Origin of the sequence: Micromonospora sp. NBC_01796 (assembly GCF_035917455.1) — a bacterium.
Taxonomy (GTDB): Bacteria; Actinomycetota; Actinomycetes; order Mycobacteriales; family Micromonosporaceae; genus Micromonospora_G.
In genome coordinates, this window is the sequence record NZ_CP109078.1 from 4,643,806 (window position 1) to 4,665,617 (window position 21,812).

At 71.4% G+C, this 21,812-nt stretch carries 20 protein-coding genes; 11 read left to right on the forward strand and 9 right to left on the reverse strand.

Annotated elements, in window-relative coordinates; genetic code table 11:
• Window positions 1-2: 2 nt before the first annotated feature.
• The 4 genes from OIE47_RS21450 to OIE47_RS21465 all read right to left on the reverse strand — a co-directional run bounded on the left by OIE47_RS21450 (window position 3) and on the right by OIE47_RS21465 (window position 2,973).
• Window positions 3-908 (reverse strand): metal ABC transporter permease, encoded by a 906-nt coding sequence (locus tag OIE47_RS21450; protein WP_326556326.1) that lies wholly within the window; start codon window positions 906-908, stop codon window positions 3-5.
• Window positions 905-1,705 carry a metal ABC transporter ATP-binding protein gene (locus OIE47_RS21455; RefSeq protein ID WP_326556327.1) on the reverse strand — a complete coding sequence of 267 codons (801 nt, stop codon included), beginning with the start codon at window positions 1,703-1,705 and terminating at the stop codon, window positions 905-907. The genes OIE47_RS21450 and OIE47_RS21455 overlap by 4 nt, the downstream gene beginning before the upstream one ends.
• On the reverse strand, window positions 1,702-2,649 hold the full coding sequence (locus OIE47_RS21460) for a metal ABC transporter substrate-binding protein (protein WP_326556328.1): 948 nt from the start codon (window positions 2,647-2,649) through the stop codon (window positions 1,702-1,704). The genes OIE47_RS21455 and OIE47_RS21460 overlap by 4 nt, the downstream gene beginning before the upstream one ends.
• A gap of 66 nt (window positions 2,650-2,715) precedes the next feature.
• On the reverse strand, window positions 2,716-2,973 hold the full coding sequence (locus OIE47_RS21465; protein ID WP_326556329.1) for a DUF6703 family protein: 258 nt from the start codon (window positions 2,971-2,973) through the stop codon (window positions 2,716-2,718).
• Between the two features lie 28 nt (window positions 2,974-3,001).
• Between OIE47_RS21465 and OIE47_RS21470 the strand changes: the two genes are divergently transcribed.
• The 3 genes from OIE47_RS21470 (at window position 3,002) to OIE47_RS21480 (ending at window position 5,560) form a co-directional block, all read left to right on the forward strand.
• Entirely contained in the window at window positions 3,002-3,343 is a 342-nt protein-coding gene (locus tag OIE47_RS21470; protein ID WP_326556330.1) for an antibiotic biosynthesis monooxygenase family protein, read from the forward strand.
• 181 nt (window positions 3,344-3,524) lie between these two features.
• Window positions 3,525-4,001, forward strand: a complete 477-nt coding sequence (locus OIE47_RS21475; protein ID WP_326563191.1) for a hypothetical protein — start codon at window positions 3,525-3,527, stop codon at window positions 3,999-4,001.
• Between the two features lie 179 nt (window positions 4,002-4,180).
• Window positions 4,181-5,560 (forward strand): glycine--tRNA ligase, encoded by a 1,380-nt coding sequence (locus OIE47_RS21480; protein WP_326556331.1) that lies wholly within the window; start codon window positions 4,181-4,183, stop codon window positions 5,558-5,560.
• Window positions 5,561-5,593: 33 nt separating this feature from the next.
• On the opposite strand, the gene OIE47_RS21485 is transcribed toward OIE47_RS21480, so the two are convergent.
• Window positions 5,594-6,373 (reverse strand): hypothetical protein, encoded by a 780-nt coding sequence (locus OIE47_RS21485; protein WP_326556332.1) that lies wholly within the window; start codon window positions 6,371-6,373, stop codon window positions 5,594-5,596.
• Window positions 6,374-6,447: 74 nt separating this feature from the next.
• Here OIE47_RS21485 and dusB point away from each other — a divergent pair, with 74 nt between their 5' ends.
• Window positions 6,448-7,599 carry a tRNA dihydrouridine synthase DusB gene (gene dusB / locus OIE47_RS21490; protein WP_326556333.1) on the forward strand — a complete coding sequence of 384 codons (1,152 nt, stop codon included), beginning with the start codon at window positions 6,448-6,450 and terminating at the stop codon, window positions 7,597-7,599.
• Window positions 7,600-7,712: 113 nt separating this feature from the next.
• Here the strand turns inward: dusB and OIE47_RS21495 are convergent, their stop codons facing one another.
• The gene (locus OIE47_RS21495) at window positions 7,713-9,311 is read right to left on the reverse strand and encodes a beta-N-acetylhexosaminidase (RefSeq protein WP_326556334.1); all 1,599 of its coding nucleotides are present in this window, start codon (window positions 9,309-9,311) and stop codon (window positions 7,713-7,715) included.
• A gap of 292 nt (window positions 9,312-9,603) precedes the next feature.
• Here OIE47_RS21495 and ppdK point away from each other — a divergent pair, with 292 nt between their 5' ends.
• The gene (gene ppdK / locus OIE47_RS21500) at window positions 9,604-12,351 is read left to right on the forward strand and encodes a pyruvate, phosphate dikinase (RefSeq protein ID WP_326556335.1); all 2,748 of its coding nucleotides are present in this window, start codon (window positions 9,604-9,606) and stop codon (window positions 12,349-12,351) included.
• Window positions 12,352-12,376: 25 nt separating this feature from the next.
• On the opposite strand, the gene OIE47_RS21505 is transcribed toward ppdK, so the two are convergent.
• Window positions 12,377-12,880: a roadblock/LC7 domain-containing protein gene (locus OIE47_RS21505; RefSeq protein ID WP_326556336.1), complete on the reverse strand. Its 504-nt coding sequence runs from the start codon at window positions 12,878-12,880 to the stop codon at window positions 12,377-12,379.
• A 470-nt stretch (window positions 12,881-13,350) separates the two neighbouring features.
• Here OIE47_RS21505 and OIE47_RS21510 point away from each other — a divergent pair, with 470 nt between their 5' ends.
• The 4 genes from OIE47_RS21510 to OIE47_RS21525 all read left to right on the forward strand — a co-directional run bounded on the left by OIE47_RS21510 (window position 13,351) and on the right by OIE47_RS21525 (window position 16,981).
• Entirely contained in the window at window positions 13,351-13,713 is a 363-nt protein-coding gene (locus OIE47_RS21510; protein ID WP_326556337.1) for a VOC family protein, read from the forward strand.
• A gap of 20 nt (window positions 13,714-13,733) precedes the next feature.
• Window positions 13,734-14,963: a deoxyguanosinetriphosphate triphosphohydrolase gene (locus OIE47_RS21515; protein ID WP_326556338.1), complete on the forward strand. Its 1,230-nt coding sequence runs from the start codon at window positions 13,734-13,736 to the stop codon at window positions 14,961-14,963.
• 57 nt (window positions 14,964-15,020) lie between these two features.
• A complete protein-coding gene (locus OIE47_RS21520) occupies window positions 15,021-16,049 on the forward strand; it encodes an alpha/beta hydrolase (protein WP_326556339.1) in 1,029 nt (342 codons plus the stop codon).
• A gap of 92 nt (window positions 16,050-16,141) precedes the next feature.
• Entirely contained in the window at window positions 16,142-16,981 is an 840-nt protein-coding gene (locus tag OIE47_RS21525) for a siderophore-interacting protein (RefSeq protein WP_326556340.1), read from the forward strand.
• A 65-nt stretch (window positions 16,982-17,046) separates the two neighbouring features.
• Here the strand turns inward: OIE47_RS21525 and OIE47_RS21530 are convergent, their stop codons facing one another.
• Entirely contained in the window at window positions 17,047-18,246 is a 1,200-nt protein-coding gene (locus OIE47_RS21530; RefSeq protein WP_326556341.1) for a low temperature requirement protein A, read from the reverse strand.
• A 15-nt stretch (window positions 18,247-18,261) separates the two neighbouring features.
• A complete protein-coding gene (locus OIE47_RS21535) occupies window positions 18,262-19,152 on the reverse strand; it encodes an NAD-dependent epimerase/dehydratase family protein (protein WP_326556342.1) in 891 nt (296 codons plus the stop codon).
• A 155-nt stretch (window positions 19,153-19,307) separates the two neighbouring features.
• Here OIE47_RS21535 and dnaG point away from each other — a divergent pair, with 155 nt between their 5' ends.
• Both dnaG and OIE47_RS21545 read left to right on the forward strand, forming a co-directional pair.
• Window positions 19,308-21,176 (forward strand): DNA primase, encoded by a 1,869-nt coding sequence (gene dnaG / locus OIE47_RS21540; RefSeq protein WP_326556343.1) that lies wholly within the window; start codon window positions 19,308-19,310, stop codon window positions 21,174-21,176.
• The gene (locus OIE47_RS21545) at window positions 21,177-21,719 is read left to right on the forward strand and encodes a hypothetical protein (protein WP_326556344.1); all 543 of its coding nucleotides are present in this window, start codon (window positions 21,177-21,179) and stop codon (window positions 21,717-21,719) included.
• Window positions 21,720-21,812: the final 93 nt, after the last annotated feature.

Here is a 21,812-nt window from a genome sequence, read left to right on the forward strand (position 1 = left end):
CACTATCGTCCCGGTCCGACCAACGGGGCCGCGTGCTCCAGCACCGATTCGGGCGTCTCGACCGGCGGAATGCCCGCCGCGACCGGCACCACCCGCCGACGGACCGCCCGCCAGCCGGCACCACCGGCGGCGATGAGCAGGAAACCGGCGATCGAGACCACCACGATCGTCGCCCCCGGTGCGGTGTCGGCGGTCCCGGCCAGCCACACCCCGACCGCGGCGGCGACCAGGCCGAGCGTCATCGCCGCCGTCATGGTGCTCCGGAAGCCCCTGGTGAACTGCTGGGCGGTGGCGACCGGGATCACCATCAGGGCGCTGATCAGCAGCAGCCCGACGGTCCGCATGGCGATCGTCACGGTCACCGCCGTGGTCGCGGCGAGCAGGAGGTTCAGGGCGCGTACCGGGACCCCGGACACCCGGGCGTACTCCTCGTCGTGTGAGATCGCGAACAGCACCGGGCGCAGGCCGATCATGGTGACCAGGACCACGGCCGCGACCACCACGATCACCACCAGATCGCGGGGCGCCGTCGTGGTCAGCGCGCCGAACAGGTACGACATCAGGTTCGCGTTGCTCCGGTTGTCGGAGAGACCGACCAGCATCACCCCACCGGCGATCCCGCCGTAGAACAGCAGCGCGAGCGCCAGGTCCCCGGAGGTCCGGCCCCGTTCCCGTACCAGCTCGATGGCGACCGCCCCGACCGCCGAGACGATCACGGCGGTGAGCACCGGGGAGGTGTTCAGGAGCAGGCCCACCCCGACCCCGGTGAGGGCGACGTGCCCGACCCCGTCACCGATCAGCGACATCCGGCGCTGCACCAGGTAGATCCCGAGCGCCGGGGCGGCCAGCCCGATGACCAGTGCCCCGGCCAGCGCGCGGAGCATGAATTCGTACTGGAAGAGGCTCATTTGATGCACAACCCCGGTAGTTCCTCCGGACCGTGCGGGTGGACGTGGTCGTGCCCGGCACCGGCGTGATGACCCGCCGGCTCCGGCACCGCGCCGTTGTGCACGATCTCTCCCTGTCCGACGACCACCGCCCGGCTGATCAGCGGTGCGAGGGGGCCGAGTTCGTGGGCGACGAGCAGCACCGTCCCACCGTCGTCGACGAAGTGGCGCAGTGCACCGGCGAACGCCTCCTGGCTGGTCGCGTCGACACCCGCGGTCGGCTCGTCCAGGATCAGCAGCTCCGGCTGCCCGGCCAGGGCGCGGGCGATCAGGGTCCGCTGCTGCTGGCCGCCGGAGAGGGTGGCGACCGGGTCGTCGGCCCGGTCGGCGAGGCCGACCGCGCGCAGGGCGCTGGCCACCGCCGTACGGTCGGCCGCGCCGGGCGGGCGCAGGAAGCCGCGCCGGGCCAGCCGGCCGGACCCGACCACCTCGGCCACCGTCGCCGGTACGCCGCCACCCGCCCCGAGCCGCTGCGGTACGTAACCGAGTCGGGCCCACTGCCGGAACCGCCGCAACGGGGTGCCGAACAGCTCGACCGACCCCCGGCTCAGCGGGACCAGCCCGAGTACGGCCCGGATCAGGGTCGACTTGCCGGACCCGTTGGCGCCGAGTACGGCGACCACCTCACCGGCGGTCACCTCCAGCGAGACGCCGCGCAGGATGGGGCGTTCGTCGTACGCGACGATGGCCCGGTCGACGGTGATCACCGTCCGGGACTGCCCGCGCTGTTCCCCGTCCACCCGTTGATGCTCGCTCATGGGCAGTTCAGGGCGGTCTTGAGGGCGCCGAGGTTGGTACGCATCACCGAAAGGTAGTCCGCGTTCCCGCCCGCCGGCAGTCCCTCGATTGGATCAAGGACGGCGGTCTTCGCCCCGACCTCCCGGGCGATGGTCTCGGCGACCTTCGGGCTGACCAGGGTCTCGAAGAAGATCGTGGTGGCGCCGTGCTCCCTGGCCTCGTCGGCGACCTCGGCCAGCCGCTTCGGCGACGGCTCGTCCTCCGGGGTGACCCCGGAGATGCCGACCTGTTCGAGCTGGTAGCGGGCGGCGAGGTAGCCGAAGGCGGTGTGCGCGGTCACGAGTTCCCGGCGCTGGCAGGTGCGCAGCCCCCGGGTGTACTCCTGGTCCAGCGCGGTCAGCTCCGTACGCAGCGCCTGTGCCCGCGCGGTGTAGTCGGCGGCCCGGTCCGGGTCGGTTCTGGCGAGGCGTTCGGCGAGCCGGTCGGCGATGGTGGCGAGCCGGGTCGGGTCGAGCCAGACGTGCGGGTCCTTGACCTCGGACCGCCCGCCGGCACCGCCGCCCTCGTCGTGCTCGTGGCCACCCTCGGCGGCGTCGCGCAGCGGCTCCACCCCGGCGACGTCGAAGGCACGGTCGCCCCCGACCTGGTCCACCGCGTCGTCGACGGCCGGCTGGAAGCCCTTCAGGAAGACGATCACGTCCGCCTCGCTGACCTGGCCGACCTGGCCCGGGTTCAGCTCCAGGTCGTGCGGTTCGGCACCCGGCTTGGCCAGGTTGGTGACCCGTACGGCGTCCCCGCCGACCCGCTCGGCGACGTACTGGAGGGGGTAGAACGCGGCGACGACCTCGACCCGGCCCCCGGCATCGCCCCCGACGGCGTCCTGCCCGCAGGCGGCGAGGCCGCCCAGCAGGAGCAGGGCGCCGGCCGCGGCGGCCAGGGTACGCGGAGCCGAGCGGATCACCATGTCACCCACTGTCCGCGCAGGCGACAATGATTGTCAAAAACGCATGAGTGCATGTAAGGAAGGCAACTACAGGATCTTCACCAGGGCGATCGCCACCAGCAGGGTCAACATCACCAGGCGGATGGTCCGGGTGACCGGCGCCTGCACCGGCCAGGTGACCCGCATCAGGGCGGCCAGGCCGGCGGCGAGCGCCAGCAGCACCGCCCCGCCGACGATCCCCGGTGCGAAGAGTCCCACCAGCGCCACGGCGACCGTGGCGAGGAACACGGCGGTCGGGTTCGCCCGGGCGAGACGGGCCAGCAAGACGCTCTGCGTACGCTGCATGGCTACAGACTCTACGAGGAGGCACCGGGTGCTGGTGACGAACCGGTTCGTGGTCGACGAGGACAACGCCGAGTCCTTCACGGAACGGGCCCATGCCGCGCTGGCGGCGCTGGCCGCCCGACCCGGCTACCAGCGCGGGCAGCTCGTCCGCGCCCTGGAGGACCCCCGGCAGTGGTCGCTGGTCACCGAGTGGGAGTCGGTGGGCACCTACCGGCGGGCGCTCGGCGCGTTCGACGTCAAGATCTACGCCACCCCGCTGCTCGCCGAGTCGCTGGACGAGCCGTCGGCGTTCGAGGCCCTCGCCACCGCCGAACCGGGCGGCCAGGTCGAGGTCGCCGTCAGTGACCGGGCCACCGACCCGAGCCGGTGAGGTCGGGGTCGGGGTCGATGGGTTCACGGTCGGCACCGATGCGGTTGCGGTCGGAGCCGACGATGCCGAGGGCACTACCCTTGCGTCCATGACCTTTCCGGGGCCGGGCGGCCCGCCGATGCCGTACCCGGTGACACCCGGACCGGAGGGTGCGCCCGCCGTGTACCCGGCGCCGTACGGCGTGCCCGCACCGCCGCCGGGGCCGGGCGTGACGCCCCCGTTCGCCGCCCCGCCGACCGAGGGTCGGACCATGCGGATGTGGATCGGGCTCGGGGTCGCCGGCCTCGCCGTCCTGCTCTGCTGCGGTGGCGGGGTGGCGGCCGTGGTCGGCCTGACCGTCGCCGGCACCGAGGCGATCAACGAGCAGGCCCGCGCGGTCGCCGGTGACTACTTCGAGGCGGTCAGCAACGAGGAGTACGACAAGGCGTACGACTTCCTCTGTGACGCCGCCCAGCGCCGGGAGTCGCCCCGGGAGTTCGAGGAGCGGGTCTCCGAGGAGCCGGAGATCGACTCGTTCCTGATCGGCGAGGTGACGGTGGTCAGCGACCTGATCGTCCCGGTCGGGGTGACGTACGCCGGTGGTGGACGCGACGACCTGCAGGTGCGGTTGGCGCAGGACGGCCGGACCGGTGCGCTGGAGATCTGCGGCATCACCTGACGGGGCGGCATCACCTGACGGGCGGCCGGCACCGGCCAGTGGGGGAGTCGGCGGTGGTGCCGGCCGGCGGAGTAACCTGCTGGGCTTGGACCTCCGGCGACGTCTGCCGGGTTCCGCCCTGCCCGTCCCGTCCCCGAACACGTCCCCGCCGACCGCCAGTCGGCGTAGGAGGAGAACCAATGCCGGCCGACCGTATCGATGCCGTGGTCAGTCTCGCCAAGCGTCGAGGCTTCGTCTTCCCCTCCAGCGAGATCTACGGAGGCACCCGGTCGGCCTGGGACTACGGCCCGCTCGGCGTCGAGCTGAAGGAGAACGTCCGCCGCCAGTGGTGGCGCAACATGGTGCAGCAGCGTGACGACGTGGTCGGTCTCGACTCGGCCGTCATCCTCGCCCGGGACGTCTGGGCCGCCTCCGGGCACCTGGAGGCGTTCGTCGACCCGCTGACCGAGTGCCAGTCCTGCCACAAGCGGTACCGGGCGGACCACCTGGAGGAGGCGTTCGAGGCCCGCAACGGCCGTCCGCCGGCCTCGCTGGCCGAGCTGAACTGCGCGAACTGCGGCAACAAGGGCACCTTCACCGAGCCCCGGATGTTCAACGGGCTGATGAAGACCTACCTCGGCCCGGTGGAGAGCGACGAGGGCCTGCACTACCTGCGGCCGGAGACGGCGCAGGGGATCTTCGTCAACTTCGCCAACGTGATGACCTCGGCGCGCAAGAAGCCGCCGTTCGGGATCGCCCAGGTCGGCAAGTCGTTCCGCAACGAGATCACGCCGGGCAACTTCATCTTCCGTACGCGTGAGTTCGAGCAGATGGAGATGGAGTTCTTCGTCGAGCCGGGCTCGGACGAGCAGTGGCACGAATACTGGCTGCGCGAGCGCTGGAACTGGTACCTCGACCTCGGGCTCAGCGAGTCGAACCTGCGGATGTTCGAGCACCCGCAGGAGAAGCTCTCGCACTACTCGAAGCGCACGGTGGACATCGAGTACAAGTTCATGTTCGGCGGGACCGAGTTTTCCGAGTTGGAGGGCATCGCCAACCGGACCGACTTCGACCTGACCACGCACAGCAAGCACTCCGGGGTCGACCTCTCCTACTTCGACCAGGAGAAGGGCGAGCGCTGGATGCCGTACGTGATCGAGCCGGCCGCCGGCCTGACCCGCGCGGTGCTGGCGTTCCTGCTCGAGGCGTACGACGAGGACGAGGCGCCGAACACCAAGGGCGGGGTGGACAAGCGGACCGTGCTGCGGTTCGACCCCCGGCTGTCTCCGGTGAAGGTCGCCGTCCTGCCGCTGTCGCGCAACCCGGAGCTGTCCCCGAAGGCCCGCGACCTCAGTACGGCGCTGCGCAAGCGCTGGGTGGTCGAGTTCGACGACTCGCAGGCGATCGGTCGGCGTTACCGCCGCCAGGACGAGATCGGGACCCCGTTCTGCGTCACGGTCGACTTCGACACCCTGAACGACAACGCGGTCACCGTACGGAACCGGGACACCATGCTCCAGGAGCGGGTCTCCCTCGACCAGGTGGAGAACTACCTGATCGAGCGCCTCCCCGGCTGCTGAGCGACCGGTCGGCCCGGTTCGTTTGCGGGTCGGTCAGCCGTCGGGCCAGACCAGCCACATGAGCAGGCCCGCCACCAGGATCACGGCCAGGCCGGTGAGGCTGAACGCCCGGGCCATCATCCGGGAGTCGGCCATCGCGTTGATCCGGCGGTGGTGCACCTGCTCGCCGGTGTCGGTGGTGAGGACCGTCACCGGTCCGCGCCGGGACGCGGCGAGCACGGTGTAGCCGCCGTCGGTCCGGGCGCTGCCGACCGCGTAGACCAGCCGGCCGGCGGGCACGACCAGTTCGGTCAGCACCAGGGTCTCGTGCTTCCTGGTGCCGACGAACGTGTCCCGGGGCACGATGGCCGGCACCAGGTTCTCGTCGTCGCGGCGGTAGCGCCGGACCGTCGTGGTGGTGATCGGCGGGTCCCCGTCGGTCGACTGCCGGCGCAGCAGTCGAGGGTCGAGGAGCAGTTGCCCGGTGTGGTCCTGGAGGGCGGGCGGGCCGGGTGCCTCCTGCGCCCACAGGTGGTCGACGCTCGTCGCGCTGTCGTCGTACCGGCGGGACGGGTCGCGGACCAGGTCGACGGCGTACCAGGCGCAGGTGGTCCCGGTGACCGGGGAGACCACCAGTCCGGCCGGGCCGGCGGTGACCATGCCGGCGGCGGCCATGCGTCGCCGGCCGGGACGCCAGTCCGCGAACGGCACCAGCGGGGTCCGTTCCAGGATCCGCCGCTGGCGGGCCTCGCCCCAGCGGAGCAGGACGGCGATCCCGCTGACGACGAGCAGGCAGAGTCCCAGGCCGAACAGGAGCGCGGCGAAGGTAAACACGGCGATCAATATATGCCAGGTTGGCAACCAGGGGTCGTTACCGGCCGTGCGGTCCGAGGTGGGATGCTCGGAGGATGACGTCGACCGCCGCCCCGGCCGTGCCGGGATCGCTGGCCCTCGGCGGGCACCAGGTGTGGCCACCGGTGGTGCTCGCGCCGATGGCCGGCATCACCAATGTCGCCTTTCGCCAGCTCTGCCGGGAACAGGGCGGCGGGCTGTACGTCTGCGAGATGGTCACCACCCGGGCGCTGGTGGAGCGGAACCCGCGCACCATGCGCATGATCGCCTTCGGTGGTGACGAGCGCCCGCGCAGCCTCCAGCTCTACGGCGTGGACCCGGAGACCACCGCGGCGGCGGTCCGGATGGTGGTCGAGGAGGATCTGGCCGACCACATCGACCTCAACTTCGGCTGCCCGGTGCCGAAGGTCACCCGCAAGGGCGGCGGCGCGGCGTTGCCGTGGCGACGCCGGCTCTTCGCCCGGCTGGTCCGGGCCGCGGTGCAGGCGGCGGCACCGGCCGGGGTGCCGGTCACGGTGAAGATGCGCAAGGGCATCGACGACAACCACCTGACGTACGTCGAGGCCGGTCTCGCCGCCCAGGAGGCCGGGGTGGCGGCGGTGGCGCTGCACGCGCGTACGGCCGAACAGCGCTACTCGGGCAGCGCGGACTGGGACGCGATCGCCACCCTGAAGCAGGCGCTGGACGTACCGGTGCTCGGTAACGGCGACATCTGGGAGGCGGACGACGCGCTCCGGATGGTGGCCTTGACCGGGGTGGACGGGGTGGTGGTCGGCCGGGGCTGCCTGGGTCGGCCGTGGCTCTTCGCCGACCTGGCGGCGGCGTTCGAGGGGCGGTCCGAGCGGCGGCTGCCCGACCTCGGTCAGGTGGCCGCGACGATGCGTCGGCACGCCGAGTTGCTGGCCGAGTGGTTGGGCAGCGAGCGGGACGGCTGCACCGACTTCCGCAAGCATGTGGCCTGGTACCTCAAGGGCTTCCCGGTCGGCGGTGAGCTGCGCCGGGCCATGGCGATGATCAACAGCCTGGCCGAACTCGACGACCTGCTCGGCAAGCTCGACCCGGCCGAGCCGTTCCCGATCGGCACCCTCGGCCAACCGCGTGGCCGTACCAACGCGCCCGGCAAGGTCCACCTCCCCGACGGCTGGCTAACCGACCGCGACAGCGACCTAGTCCCCGCCGACGCCGAACTGGACCACTCGGGAGGCTAACCCGTCCCCGTCCCCGTCCCCACCCCGTCCCACGCGACGATCTTGCAGTTGTGGTGCCTGGATTTGGGTGCTAGGTCGGGTTTGTGAACCGCCACAAGTGCAAGATCGGCGGTTTACTGCGTGGGGGGCCAGGGGATTTCGGGGGAGGGGTGGAAGTGGATGTTGGCGTGGGTCCAGCGGGGGGAGTGGGCGGCCAGTCGTAGTCGGAAGTTGTCCCAGTCGTGTGTGGTGGCGGGGGACCAGGCTAGTTCGGCTACTGCTACCAGGCGGGGGTACGTCATGAACTCGATCTCGGCGACCGTACGGATGGTTTCCGTCCACAGTGGTGCTTCGACGCCGAGTACGGACTCCGCCGGCACCCCGTCGAGGTAGGTCCCCGGATCCCAGTCGTACGCGGTTCGTACGTCGATCAGGCCCGCCCAGTCCTGCCCCAGCGTGGTCGCATCGGTGTACTTCATGTCCAGGTAGGTGCGGTTGCCCGGCGACATGATCACCCGCGCGCCCTGGCGTACCGCCGAGGCCACGTTCTCGTCGCTGGTGGTGGTGCCCCAGTACTGGAGCACCCGGCCCGGTACGTGCTCGGCCGGCGCGAGTTGGTGCCAGCCGACCACCGTCTTGCTCTTGGCGGCGACGATCCGCTGCACCCGGTTCATCACGGTGCCGTAGTCGGTCGCGTCGAGCTTGAACGCCTCGTCGCCCCCGATGTGCAGGTACGGGCCTGGGGTGAGGGCGGCCAGCTCGCCGAGTACGTCGTCGACGAAGTCGTACGTCCGCTCGCTCGCCACGGCCACCGAGCTGAACCCGACCTCGGTGCCGGTGTACGGCGCCGGTGCGACCCCGTCCGGCGCGAGTTCTCCGTACGCGCTGAGCGCGGCGTTGGTGTGGCCGGGCAGGTCGATCTCGGGTACGACGGTGATCCGGCGGGCGGCGGCGTACTCGACGATGGTCCGGTAGTCGGCCTGGGTGTAGTAGCCGCCGGTCCCGCCGTCGACCTCGGTGGCGCCGCCGATCTCGGCCAGCCGGGGCCAGGAGGCGATGGCGATTCGCCAGCCCTGGTCGTCGGTGAGGTGCAGGTGCAGGTGGTTGAGCTTGTAGCGGGCGAGTTGGTCGACGAAGCGGAGGACGTCGGGCATCTCGAAGAAGTGCCGGGAGACGTCGAGCATCGCGCCCCGGTAGGCGAACCGGGGTGCGTCGACGATCTGGCCGCCGGGTACCTCCCACGGGCCGGGCGCGACGGTGGTGCTCTCGATCTCCGCCGGCAGCAACTGCCGCAGGGTCTGTACGCCGTAGAAGAGGCCGGTCGCGGTCGCCGCCCGGATCACGACCTGCTCGGCGGTCACGTCGAGCCGGTACCCGCCGTCCGGTTCGGTGGCCGGTGCCGGTTCGGTGGCCGGTTCGAGGAGCAGGGTGACGGTGTCGGCCGGGGGAGTGTCGTCGGCGGCGAGCGTGGCGACCGGTAGCGGGTGGCCGGTGGCCGGGCGGAGCAGGTCGGCGAGGTGCTCCCCGACGGCGAGCGCGGCCGGGTCGTCGCTGGTCCGGATCGTCGTCCCGGCGGTGAGCAGGTAACGCACCCCTGGGGTGGGCCGCACGCTCACCGGCGCGGGGATCACCTCGGTCAGCCGACTCCCGACGCCGTCGAGCGCCGGGGAGCCGGTGCGGGGGCGGGGTACGGGCGGGTGCGTGCGGGACTGCTCCAGGGGTGCACTGCTCATCGTCAGTCAGCTTCCTCGCGGCCAGACCGGGGGTGGATGCCGTACGGGTGTGCCCACCAAGGTTAGCGCTGCTGGGATGCGTGCTCGTGCGCGTGGAAACGCTCCCATAAACCGGTGCGAACACGGACAGGGACGACGCCTGTGCCTATTGTCACCCAATGCTGACGGGTCGCCTTAGGCTGGCTTAACCTTCGCGGACCAATGGCCAATGGTTCTCCCCGGTACGGACTTCCTCCGTCGGGGTAACAGACCAACTAAACCTTCGTTCAGCGTCGTACGTGGGAGGCTTCTGGTGGCATCGAGCGAAACCGCAGCGAGGGACAGCGCACCGAGAGACAGCGCACCGAGCGGAACGCGCAAGTTCGTCTACAACTTCGCCGAGGGCAACATGGATCTCAAGGATCTGCTCGGCGGCAAGGGCGCCAACCTGGCCGAGATGACCAACCTCGGCCTGCCGGTGCCACCCGGATTCACCATCACCACCGAGGCCTGCCAGGCGTACCTGGCCACCGGAACCGCACCCGGCGAACTCGCCGAGCAGATCACCGCGCACCTGACCGCACTGGAGCGGGCGATGGGCAAGCGGCTCGGCGACCCGGCGGACCCGCTGCTGGTGTCGGTCCGGTCCGGGGCGAAGTTCTCCATGCCGGGGATGATGGAGACGGTCCTCAACGTCGGGCTCAACGACAACAGCGTGGCCGGGCTCGCCACCCAGTCCGGCGGAAACGACCGGTTCGCCTGGGACTCGTACCGGCGGTTGATCCAGATGTTCGGCAAGACCGTCTGCGAGGTGCCGGGCGAGGAGTTCGAAGACGCGCTGGACGAGGCCAAGCGGGCCAAGGACACCACGAACGACCTCGATCTCGACGCGGCCGACCTGCGGGCGCTGGTCGACACGTACAAGACGATCTTCCGTAAGCACACCGGGCGGGACTTTCCGCAGACCCCGCGCGAGCAGCTCGACCTGGCCATCTTCGCCGTCTTCGGCTCGTGGAACGCCGACCGGGCGGTGCTCTACCGCCGGCAGGAGCGGATCCCGACCGACCTCGGCACCGCGGTCAACGTGGTCGCGATGGTCTTCGGCAACCTCGGCCCGGACTCCGGCACCGGGGTCGCGTTCACCCGCGACCCGGCCAGCGGAGCCCAGGGGATCTACGGCGACTACCTGGCCAACGCCCAGGGCGAGGACGTGGTCGCCGGCATCCGCAGCACCGTCCCGCTGCAACAACTCGAAAAGCTCGACCCCCGCTCGTACGGGGAACTGCTCGGCATCATGGCCCGGCTGGAGGAGCACTACCGGGACCTGTGCGACATCGAGTTCACCATCGAGCGCGGCAAGCTGTGGATGCTCCAGACCCGGGTGGGCAAGCGGACCGCGGCGGCGGCGTTCGTGATCGCCGCACAACTCGTCGACGAGGGGCTGATCGACCTGGACGAGGCGCTGCACCGGGTCAACGGCGCCCAGCTCGCCCAGCTCATGTTCCCGAGGTTCCGGCTGGAGCACGACATCGCCCCGCTGGCCGACGGGATCGGGGCCTCACCGGGCGCGGCGGTCGGGAAGGTGGTCTTCGACGCCGCCCGCGCGGTGGAGCTTGCCGGCGAGGGTGAGTCGGTCATCCTGGTCCGCCGGGAGACCAGCCCGGACGACCTGCCCGGCATGATCGCCGCCCAGGGCATCCTCACCTCGCGCGGTGGCAAGACCAGCCACGCCGCGGTGGTCGCCCGGGGGATGGGCAAGACCTGCGTCTGCGGCGCCGACGCCCTGGAGGTGAACGTACGCGAGAAGCGGTTCACCGCGCACGGGCAGGTGGTGCAGGAGGGCGACGTTGTCTCGATCGACGGCACCACCGGTCGGGTCTACCTCGGCGAGGTGCCGGTGTCGCCGTCCGAGGTGGTGCGCTACTTCGAGGGCAGCCTCGAGCCGGCCGAGTCGGACGATCCGCTGGTGCAGGCCGTACACCGGATCATGGCGCACGCCGACCAGCGGCGGGTCCTGCGGGTACGGACGAACGCCGACACCGGGGAGGACGCGGCCCGGGCCCGGCGGTTCGGGGCCGAGGGGATCGGCCTGTGCCGGACCGAGCACATGTTCCTCGGTGACCGTCGGGAGCTGGTCGAGCGGCTGATCCTGGCCCGGACCGACACCGAGCGGCAGGAGGCGCTGGCCGCGCTGCTGCCGCTGCAACGGGCCGACTTCGTGGAGATCTTCCGCGAGATGGACGGGCAGCCGGTGACCGTACGCCTGATCGATCCGCCGTTGCACGAGTTCCTGCCCCCGCTGGAGGAGTTGGCGGTGAACGTGGCGGTCGCCCAGGAGCGCGGTCAGGACGTGGCCAAGCAGGAGGCGCTGCTGTCGGCGGTACGCCGGATGCACGAGCAGAACCCGATGCTCGGGCTGCGCGGTGTCCGTCTCGGCCTGGTCATCCCCGGCCTGTTCGCGATGCAGGTACGGGCGATCGTGGAGGCGGCGGTGGCGTGCGCCCGCGAGGGACTGGTGGCCGAGCCGGAGATCATGGTCCCGCTGGTCGGCGCGGTGCAGGAGCTGGAGACCGTACGCGCCGAGGCCGAAAAGATCATCACTGAGGTGGTCGGGGACAGCGGGGTGAAGGTGCTGGTCGGGACCATGATCGAGGTGCCCCGGGCGGCGCTGACCGCCGGACAGATCGCCGAGGCGGCGGAGTTCTTCTCCTTCGGCACCAACGACCTGACCCAGATGGGCTGGGGCTTCTCCCGCGACGACGTGGAGGGTGCCTTCTTCTGGCGTTACCTGGAGCTGGGCATCTTCGGCATCTCCCCGTTCGAGTCGATCGACCGGGACGGGGTGGGTCGGCTGGTCCGGATCGCCACCGAGGAGGGCCGGGCCGCCCGCCCCGGACTCAAGATCGGCGTCTGCGGTGAGCACGGGGGCGATCCGGAGTCGGTGCACTTCTTCCACGAGGTCGGGCTGGACTACGTCTCCTGCTCGCCGTTCCGGGTGCCAGTCGCCCGGCTGGAGGCGGGTCGGGCCGCGATCGAGACCGCCGGTTCGGACAGCCGCTGAGTCACCGTCCACCGGGGACTGCGCGTCAGTGCAGCCCCGGTGGGCGCAGTCCGCCCGTCTCGGCCCAGAGGTCGGCCGGCAGGGTGGCCATCGGTGTGCGTACGGCGAGCGGGGCGGTGGGGTCGGGGCTCGGGCCGTTGGCCATCGCCGCCGCGTGCCGCAGGGAGTCGACCATCGTCCCGAGCCGCTGCGCGGTCGCCCGTGCCTCGGGGTGGATCCGTTCCACGTTGCTGTCCGGATAGGTCACCAGCGTCAGCAGGCCGTACGCCCCGGCCGGGTAGGTGATGACGCAGCCACCGGCGCTGCGTACGACCGACTCGTGCAGGGCGCCGTGACCGGCCGACTGGGCGAAGCGGTGACCGATGCCGAGGGTCGCGGCGGAGAGTGCGGCGAGGTGGTGCGGGTCACCGGCGGTCAGGTCGTACGCGACCATGAGTCCGTCCACTCCGCCGAGCACCGCGCCCGACAGATCGGGTAGCCGGCGGCGCAGCCGGTACAGCTCGGCCCGGATGGCGGCGTCAGCATCCACGGGAAAGTCTCCTTTAACTGTCCTGCTGAGGGTTCCGGACGGCCGGCATGTCCGGGCGGTATCGGTGGCGCGGCTGGGCAGTGGCACGAATGAGCGGTGGCACGAATGAGCGATGGCACGGGGTGGCGCGGGTGGGCAGCACCTGGGCGTGCCCCGTCGGGTCGACGCCGGTCGGCAACGCGGATGGTCGCGGGTGGGACAGTGGACCGGTCGGCCGCACTGGGCCCGGGGCCGGTGTCGCCGCCGGCTGGTGACCTTCTGTTTACGGCACGCTACACCTGGCCATTGGTCGATGTCATCCCGTGACGGTCGGCAATTGGACAGCAACTCTGGACTGATCGGTGGTTGCGGCCGATCACCAATCGACCGCGTTCAGTGCGGTCCGATCGGCGGTGCGCCGACCCGGACGGGCGGGCGTAACCTGGGCGTCACTCAGTTTTCGTCGCCTGATCACAACGGAGGTCTCTGCCATGGGCAGTCTCTGGGAGAACCTGGTGGTCGACGCCCAGGACCCGGCGCGGCTCGCGCGTTGGTGGGCCGAGGCACTCGGCTACCGGATCACCTACGAGAAGCCCGACGAGGTGGAGATCCGGCGGTCCGCCGACGAGCTTCCCGGCCTCATCTTCGTGCCCGTACCGGAGGGCAAGTCGACGAAGAACCGGCTCCACATCGACCTGCGCCCGACCGATCGGGAGGCCGAGGTGGAACGCCTGGTCAACATGGGTGCCCGGCACGTCGACGTCGGGCAGCGGCGGACCGACCGGTGGACCGTGCTGGCCGACCCGGAGGGGAACGAGTTCTGCGTGCTGCAGGCGCCGTCGACCGCTCCGTGAACGGGTGACAGGGTGAACGGGTGAACCACGACGGCGACGCCGAGCGCCTGGTCGCCGAGGCACCCAAGGACACCGGGCACGGGCGCGGGCCGTACCAGCGCGACCGGGCCCGGGTGCTGCACTCGGCCGCCTTCCGCCGGTTGGCGGCCAAGACCCAGGTGCACACCGCGGGCACCGATGACTTCCTGCGTACCCGGCTGACCCACTCGCTGGAGGTGGCGCAGATCGGCCGGGAGATGGGCCAGCGCCTCGGCGCCGACCCGGACGTGGTCGACGTGGCCGGGTTGGCGCACGACCTCGGGCACCCGCCGTTCGGCCACCACGGCGAGGCGGTGCTCGACGGACTGTCCCAGTCCTGCGGCGGCTTCGAGGGCAACGCGCAGACGCTGCGCGTACTGTCCCGGTTGGAGGCCAAGGTGCTGCGGCCCGACGGCGCCTCCGCGGGCCTCAACCTGACCCGCGCCTCGCTCGACGCGACCGGGAAGTACCCCTGGCCGCGCCGGCCCGGCCAGCGCAAGTACGGCGTGTACGCCGACGACACCGAGGTCTTCGCCTGGCTGCGTCGGGGCGCCCCGGAGCGGGCGGTCTGCCTGGAGGCGCAGGTGATGGACTGGGCCGACGACGTGGCCTACTCGGTGCACGACGTGGAGGACGGGGTCTACCGGGGCTACCTGCGGCTGCCGGACCTGCTCGACGACGCGCAGGAGCGGGCCGCCCTCTGCGCCGACGTGGCCGCGAACTACTCCGGGGAGTCCGCCGACGACCTGGGCGTGGTGCTGGTCGACCTGCTCGCCGACCCGGTGCTGGCGCCGCTTGCCGGTTACGACGGCAGCCACCGGGCCCAGGTCGCGCTGAAGCAGACGACCAGCGCGCTGACCGGTCGGTTCGTCTCCACCGCGGTCGACGCCACCCGGGCCGCGTACGGACCCGGCCCGTTGCGCCGGTACGCCGCCGACCTCGTCGTCCCCCGCCCGGTCAGGGCCCAGTGCGCGTTGCTGAAGGGCATGGCACTGCGGTACGTGATGCGCCGCCCCGGTGCCGACCGGTGGTACGCCCGCCAGCGGGAGGTGCTCACCGAACTGGTGCACGCCCTGACCCTGCGCGCCCCGGACGCGCTCGACCCGGTTTTCGCACCACTGTGGCGGGCCGCCGGCACCGACGCGGCGCGGCTGCGCGTGGTGATCGACCAGGTCGCCTCGCTGACCGATCCGGCGGCGATCGCCTGGCACCACCGCCTCGCCGCGGGCTGACCCGGCCGCTCCCGCGAGGGGTGATCCGAACCACTCCGGCGTGGTTGACTCGGGGGCATGCTGCCCTGGGACCACGAGCTGGCCGGCCGGCTCGACCGTCACGTCATCTCCTCCGAACTGCTGCGCGGCAACCCCCTCGGTGACCCGTACGAGCGGCCGATCTGGGTGTACGTGCCACCGGGTTACGACGACGACCCGCAGGTGCGTTACCCCACCGTGTACGTGATCCAGGGCTACACCGGGCACCTGTCGATGTGGGCTAACCGGACGCCGTACCGGCAGCCGTTCGTCGAGACCGCCGACCAGGTGTTCGCCTCCGGTGAGGCACCCGGCTGCGTCGTGGTGTACGTCGATGCCTGGACCACGTACGGCGGCTCGCAGTTCGTCGACTCGCCCGGCACCGGGGCGTACCACTCGTACCTCTGCGACGAGGTGGTGCCGTGGGTGGACGCGCGGTACCGGACCATCGACGACCGGGAGTCGCGGGCCATCTCGGGCAAGTCGTCCGGCGGCTTCGGTGCGCTGATCACGCCGATGCTGCGGCCGGACCTGTTCGGGGCGCTGGCCAGCCACGCCGGTGACACCCTCTACGAGCTGTGTTACCTGCCGGAGTTCGGTCAGGCGGTCCGCTACCTGCGCGAGTACGACCAGGACATCTTCCGGTGGTGGGAGGACTTCCAGACCCGGCCCTCGTTCACCAAGCCGGGCGACCAGACCCTGCTGATGGTCCTCGGCTGCACGGCGTGCTTCTCCGCCGGCCCGGACGGTACGCCGGAACTGCCGTTCGACCCGCGTACGGGGGTGTTGCGGCCGGAGGTGTGGCAGCGCTGGCTGGACTGGGATCCGGTCCGGATGGTCGAGCGGTACCGGGACGCGGTCGGTTCGCTGCGGGCGGTCTGGCTCGACGCCGGCACCCGCGACGAGTGGTTCCTCGACCTCGGCGCCGAGGCGTTCCGGGCCGAACTCACCCGGATCGGGGTGCCGGACGACCGGGTGCGGTTCGAACTCTTCGAGGCGGGTCACGGGGGGATCGACTACCGCTATCCGCTGGCCCTGTCCTGGCTGGCCCACCGCCTGGCCCGCTGAGCCGGGCCGTCTCGTGGGGGCGTCGGGCGTGATGTGCGCCTCGGTCGGGAATCCGTCCGGCGCCGTCCAGGAAGTTAGGCTAACCTAACCTCATGACGGACCGTAAAGCGCGTGCCCAGGTCACCAACGCTACCGTGAGCCGCACCGAGCAACTCACACCGCACATGATCCGGGTCGTGCTCGGCGGCCCGGAGCTGGCCGGACTCGACATCGGCCGGTGTACCGACCACTACGTCAAGCTGCTCTTTCTCCGCCCGGACGTCGACTATCCGGTGCCGTTCGACCTGGAGGCGATCCGCCGCGACCTGCCGGCGGAGCAGTGGCCGAGGCTGCGGGCGTACACCGTCCGGGCCTACGACCCGGTGGCGCTGGAGCTGACCATCGACTTCGTCTACCACGGCGACGAGGGGTTGGCCGGACCGTGGGCGGTCGGCGCCCGCCCCGGCGACCCGGTCATGTTCGTCGGCCCCGGCGGCGGCTACGCCCCGGACCCGGACGCCGACTGGCACCTCCTGGTCGGTGACGAGAGCGCCCTGCCGGCCATCGCCGCCACCCTGGAGCGGCTGCCGCTGGACGCCACCGTCCGGGTCTTCCTCGAGGTCGCCGGCCCCGAGGAGGAACAGAAGCTGACCGTCGAGTCGCCCGCCGACATCGTCTGGCTGCACCGGGGCGCCGGGACCGTCGGCGAGGCCCTGGTCGCCGCCGTCCGGGAGGCGGAACTTCCCCCGGGTACGCCGCACGCCTTCGTCCACGGCGAGGCCGCTTTCGTCAAGGAACTGCGGCACCTGCTCCGGGTCGAGCGCGGCCTGAGCCGGGACCGGCTCTCCATCTCCGGCTACTGGCGCCTCGGCGCCGACGACGAGGGCTGGCGCGCGGTCAAGCCCGAGTGGAACCGCCGGATCGAGGAGCAGGAAGCCCTCGAACTCGCCTGACCGGCGCTGTCCCGTCGCCGACGCTGTCCCAAGACCGGCGCCGACCTGCCCGTCCGGCTGACGGGTCAGGTGGTGGCGGCGCGGGCGTCGCCGAGGTGGGCGATGTGCCGGCTGACCACGATGGCGTAGGCGACCAGGACGACGGCGAGCAGGCAGAGCAGGGTGAACGGGTCGGTCACCACGGTCGTGATGACCACGATCGGGGCGATGCCGCACACCCCGATGATCGCCCGGCGGCGCGGTATGTAGCCCAGCGACACCCACTGCAGGCCGAGCCCGCAGAGCATCCAGACGATCAGCGCCACCGCCAGCAGTAGGCGCAGGCGGTCCGGTGCCGCGTCGGCGTGCACACTGATCTGCCCGACGACCTCCCCGAGTCCCCAGCCGAGCAGCAGCAGCGCGGCACCGAGGAAGGAGTGCACGTACGAGTAGGCCAGTCCCGCGCTCAGCCGGGGCAGGGCCAGCCCGGTGGTGACGAAGGTGGTGTAGACCCACCACACCGCCGCCGGGATGACCAGCGCGACGGCGGCGGCCATGACCACGTCGACCTCGGGCCGGGGGGCGATCGCGTCCCGCAGGTCGGTCAGGGTGGTGCCGAGCAGGATGATGGTGAACTGGCCGATCCGTTCGGGCAGGTGCGAGGTGTCCACCGGGATCCGGGTCACCCGGGACCGGCCCAGCCACGGGGTGAGGAACTCGATCGTGAGCGCGATCGCCCACAGCAGCGGCCGGATGCGCTCGGGTACGGCCAGCGAGACGACCCAGACCAGCACGCCGGCACCGAAGCCGATCAGGTACACGGTGGTGAGCAGGTGGGTGGCCGGGCTGCTGTTGCGTACGCGCAGGTAGAGCACGATCAGCATGACCCGTACGACGATGTAGCCGATCGGGAGCAGCAGGGTGTGCGGGGCGCTGGCGGCGCCGACCGCCATCGCCCCGGCGCCGATCATGCCGACGAGTACGGCGAGCCGGTGGATGAGGTCGTCGGGGTCGAACCGGGTGTCGTAGAACGCCTGCCCGATCCAGGCCAGCCAGACCACCGCGAAGAGGCCGAGGGTGGCGGCGAGGTCGCCGAGGTGCGGGGTCGGCACGTCCAGCCGGTTCTGCACCGTGGCCAGGGCGAGCACGAAGACCAGGTCGAAGAAGAGTTCCAACCAGGTGGCGTGCCGTTCGTCCTGGTCGAGGGGGAGTTCGGACTCGTGCAGCCCGAGCCGCAGCCACCCGATGCCACGGCGGCGGACGTTCGCCGGATTCCACCAGCTCACCGCAGGTTCGCCCGGTCAGATCCGGCGCGCGTACGAGCCGGTTTCGATCTCGTCGAGCAGGGACGGTCCGATCGGCTTCCAGCCGAGTTCGCGGGCCTTGGCGCCGCTGGCCTGCTGGTCCATGCAGAACGCCTCGGCGATCGGGCCGAGCCGGCGGCGGCTGTCCTCCGGCGGTTCGGGGGCGATCCGGCCGCCGAGCCCTCGGGACCGGCTGGCGGCGGCGGCGATCTCGCGCATGGTCGGGTTCTGGCCGCTGGCCACGATGTAGTACGACCCGGCGGGGGCCCGCATCAGGGCGGCGGAGTAGAAGGTGGCCACGTCGTCGATGTAGATGCTGGTCCAGTGCTGGTCGCCGGTGCCGGGGAAGAGCAGGGCCGGTTCGGGGTCCGAGGTCTGTGGTCCGTCGACGATCATGCGTACCAGCCCGGAGCCGTGCCCGTAGACGACGGCGGGGGAGATGATGATGTTGCGGATGCCCCTGGCGGCCCGCATCCGTTCGATGATCTTCGGTCGCCAGGCGGTGAGTTCCGGCGGGTCGAGGGGCGCGTTCTCGTCGGCCACCCCGTGGGTGTTGCCGTGGACCCAGATCCCGGAGCTGTGGATGTACGGCTTTCCGCTGCCCTCGATCCCGGCCAGGACCCCGGTCACCACCGCGTTGTCCAGCGCGTCGGTGATCTGCCCGCCGGGTGTGACCACGTGGATCACGCCATCGGCCTCGCGTGCGGCCTGGCTGAGCAGGTCGCTGTCGGTGACGTCGCCGCTGAGCGCGGTGGCTCCGGTGGCGGTGATGGTGGCGACCGCGTCGTCGCTGCGGGCGATCGCGGTGACCTCGTGTCCGTCGAGCAGCAGACCGGGCAGTACGGCGGAACCGATGTATCCGGTCGCGCCGGTGAGCAGAATGCGCATGGTAGTGACGATGCCATGGCATTGATCCGGTTATGGGCGGTCCGAGTGATTCGGCCTCCCGGCCCCGAGGTGGCGGCCGGGGAGCGTCGGCGGTGCCACCCGGAGCGGGTCGGATCGGTGCGGCAGGGCAGGATGTACGCCGGAGGGGGTGGCGCATGGCGGGGCGGATCAGGGACGAGGACATCACGCTGGTCCGTGAGCGCACCTCGATCGCCGACGTGATCTCCGAGACGGTCACCCTCAAGTCGGCCGGCGGCGGCAACCTCAAGGGGTTGTGCCCGTTCCACGACGAGAAGACCCCCTCGTTCACCGTCTCACCCGCGCGGAACGTCTACTTCTGCCACGGCTGCGGCGCAGGTGGCGACGCGATCAAGTTCCTGATGGACGCCGAGCACCTGTCGTTCCTGGAGTCGGTCGAGCGGCTCGCCGGCCGGGCCGGCATCCAGTTGCGGTACATGGAGGCCGGGCCGGCGCCCGTACGCCAGCAGCAGGGCCAGAAGCAGCGGCTGGTCGCCGCGCACGCCGCCGCGGTCGAGTTCTACGCCGGTCAGCTCGGCGCCGCCGGGGCCCGTCCGGCCCGTGAGTTCCTGGCCCAGCGGGGTTTCGACCGGGCCGCAGCCGAACGCTACGGCTGCGGGTTCGCCCCAGACGGCTGGGACCTGCTCACCAAGCACCTGCGGCAGCGGGGTTTCAGCCCGCAGGAGCTGATCACCGCCGGGCTGGCCCGGGAGGCCCGGTCCGGTTCGCTGATCGACCGGTTCCGGCGCCGGCTGCTCTGGCCTATCCGGGAGCTGACCGGGGACGTGATCGGCTTCGGGGCGCGAAAGCTGTTCGACGACGACGACGGCCCGAAGTACCTGAACACCCCCGAGACGCCGCTCTACAAGAAGTCGCACGTGCTCTACGGCATCGACCAGGCCAAGCGGGAGATCGCCAAGCAGGGGCGGGCGGTGATCGTCGAGGGTTACACCGACGTGATGGCCTGTCACCTGGCGGGCGTACCGACGGCGGTGGCGACCTGCGGGACGGCCTTCGGCGCGGACCACATCGGCGTACTGCGGCGGCTGTTGCTGGACACCGACGCGGTGGCCGGCGAGATCATCTTCACCTTCGACGGGGACGCCGCCGGGCAGAAGGCGGCGCTGCGGGCGTTCGAGGACGACCAGCGGTTCGTCGGGCGTACCTTCATCGCGGTCAGCCCGGACAGCATGGACCCGTGCGACCTGCGCCTGGCAAAGGGCGACATGGCCGTGCGCGACCTGATCGCCCGCCGGGAGCCGCTGGTCGACTTCGCCCTGCGGCACGTGCTCAACCGGTTCGACCTGGACACCGTCGACGGTCGGGTGGAGGCGATGCGGCAGGCCGCCCCGCTGGTCGCCAAGCTCAAGGACCGGGAGAAGCGCCCGGAGTACGTCCGCAAGCTCGCCGGTGACCTCGGGATGGAGATCGAGCCGGTGCAGCGGGCCGTGCTCAACGCGGCGTCCGCGCCCACCAGGCCCACCCCCGGCGGTACGGCGACCGCCCCGTCCCGCCCCGCCCCACCGGCGGCGGACAACCCGCAGGTGATGGTGGAGCGGGAGGCGCTGAAGCTGGCGTTGCAGGAGCCGGTGCTGGCCGGGCCGATGTTCGACGCGCTCGGCCCGGAGGTCTACCTGCACCCGATGCACCACGGGGTCCGCGAGGCGATCACCGAGGCCGGCGGCGCGGCGAGCGCGGCCAGCGGCGCGGTCTGGATCGAACGGGTACGCGACGCCTGCACCGACCTCGGCGGACGCGCCCTGGTCGGCGAGTTGGCGGTGGAGCCGCTGCGGATCGACGGTGACCCGGATCCTCGGTACGTGTCGATCACCCTGGCCCGGTTGGAGTGGGCGTCGGTCACCGCCCGGATCCGGGAGCTGAAGTCGAAGGTGCAGCGGATCAATCCGGTGGCCAACAAGGACGAGTACTTCGCGCTCTTCGGTGAGCTGCTCTCGTTGGAGCAGCACGCGCGGGCGTTGCGCGAGCAGGCTGCGGGAGGTTTCTGAGTGGGACTGTTCAACCGGAAGCCGAAGCTGGCGGCGGACAGGCGTCCGCCGCTGGAGCGGGACGAGCGGATGCTCTCCTGGGCGGAGACGGCCAACGGCGACGGGGTCGTGGTGGTCAGCAACCGGGGGCTCTGGCTGCCCGGTCGGGCGCACCGCCTGGGCTGGCACGACATCAACAAGGCGGTCTGGTCCGGGCGCGAACTCGCGATCACCCCGGCCGAGGTGGTGGCGGAGCGGGACGGCGGTTACCTGGTGGTGGCCGACCTGCCGGTGGAGACGTACCTGCTGTTGGAGCCGGGGGACGTGCCGCACCAGGTACGCGCGCGGGTGACCAGCTCGGTCTCGTACACCGCGCACTACAAGCTGCCGGCGGGCGGTGCGGTACGGGTGGTGGCCCGGCGGGTCAGCGGGGTCGACGGCCTGCGTTGGACGGTCCGCTACGACCCCGGTACGCCGACCGACGACGAGGCCGTGGTGGAGCAGACCGGCTCCCTGGTGGCGGCGGCCCGCGACACCGGCGACCCGGGCGCAGTGCCGGACTGACCGAGCGGCCCGCCGGCCGGGGAAGGGACTCCCCGGCCGACGGACCCTGCGGTGGTGGCTCTGCGACTCAGCAGCGGGTCGCTTTGGTGTGAC

Bases quoted from the DNA above. Each gene is read 5' to 3' on its own strand.
- OIE47_RS21450 (WP_326556326.1), bottom strand. From the start codon at position 908: ATGAGCCTCTTCCAGTACGAATTCATGCTCCGCGCGCTGGCCGGGGCA.
- OIE47_RS21455 (WP_326556327.1), bottom strand. From the start codon at position 1,705: ATGAGCGAGCATCAACGGGTGGACGGGGAACAGCGCGGGCAGTCCCGG.
- OIE47_RS21460 (WP_326556328.1), bottom strand. From the start codon at position 2,649: ATGGTGATCCGCTCGGCTCCGCGTACCCTGGCCGCCGCGGCCGGCGCC.
- OIE47_RS21465 (WP_326556329.1), bottom strand. From the start codon at position 2,973: ATGCAGCGTACGCAGAGCGTCTTGCTGGCCCGTCTCGCCCGGGCGAAC.
- OIE47_RS21480 (WP_326556331.1), top strand. From the start codon at position 4,181: ATGCCGGCCGACCGTATCGATGCCGTGGTCAGTCTCGCCAAGCGTCGA.
- dusB (WP_326556333.1), top strand. From the start codon at position 6,448: ATGACGTCGACCGCCGCCCCGGCCGTGCCGGGATCGCTGGCCCTCGGC.
- OIE47_RS21495 (WP_326556334.1), bottom strand. From the start codon at position 9,311: ATGAGCAGTGCACCCCTGGAGCAGTCCCGCACGCACCCGCCCGTACCC.
- OIE47_RS21510 (WP_326556337.1), top strand. From the start codon at position 13,351: ATGGGCAGTCTCTGGGAGAACCTGGTGGTCGACGCCCAGGACCCGGCG.
- OIE47_RS21520 (WP_326556339.1), top strand. From the start codon at position 15,021: ATGCTGCCCTGGGACCACGAGCTGGCCGGCCGGCTCGACCGTCACGTC.
- OIE47_RS21525 (WP_326556340.1), top strand. From the start codon at position 16,142: ATGACGGACCGTAAAGCGCGTGCCCAGGTCACCAACGCTACCGTGAGC.
- OIE47_RS21535 (WP_326556342.1), bottom strand. From the start codon at position 19,152: ATGCGCATTCTGCTCACCGGCGCGACCGGATACATCGGTTCCGCCGTA.
- dnaG (WP_326556343.1), top strand. From the start codon at position 19,308: ATGGCGGGGCGGATCAGGGACGAGGACATCACGCTGGTCCGTGAGCGC.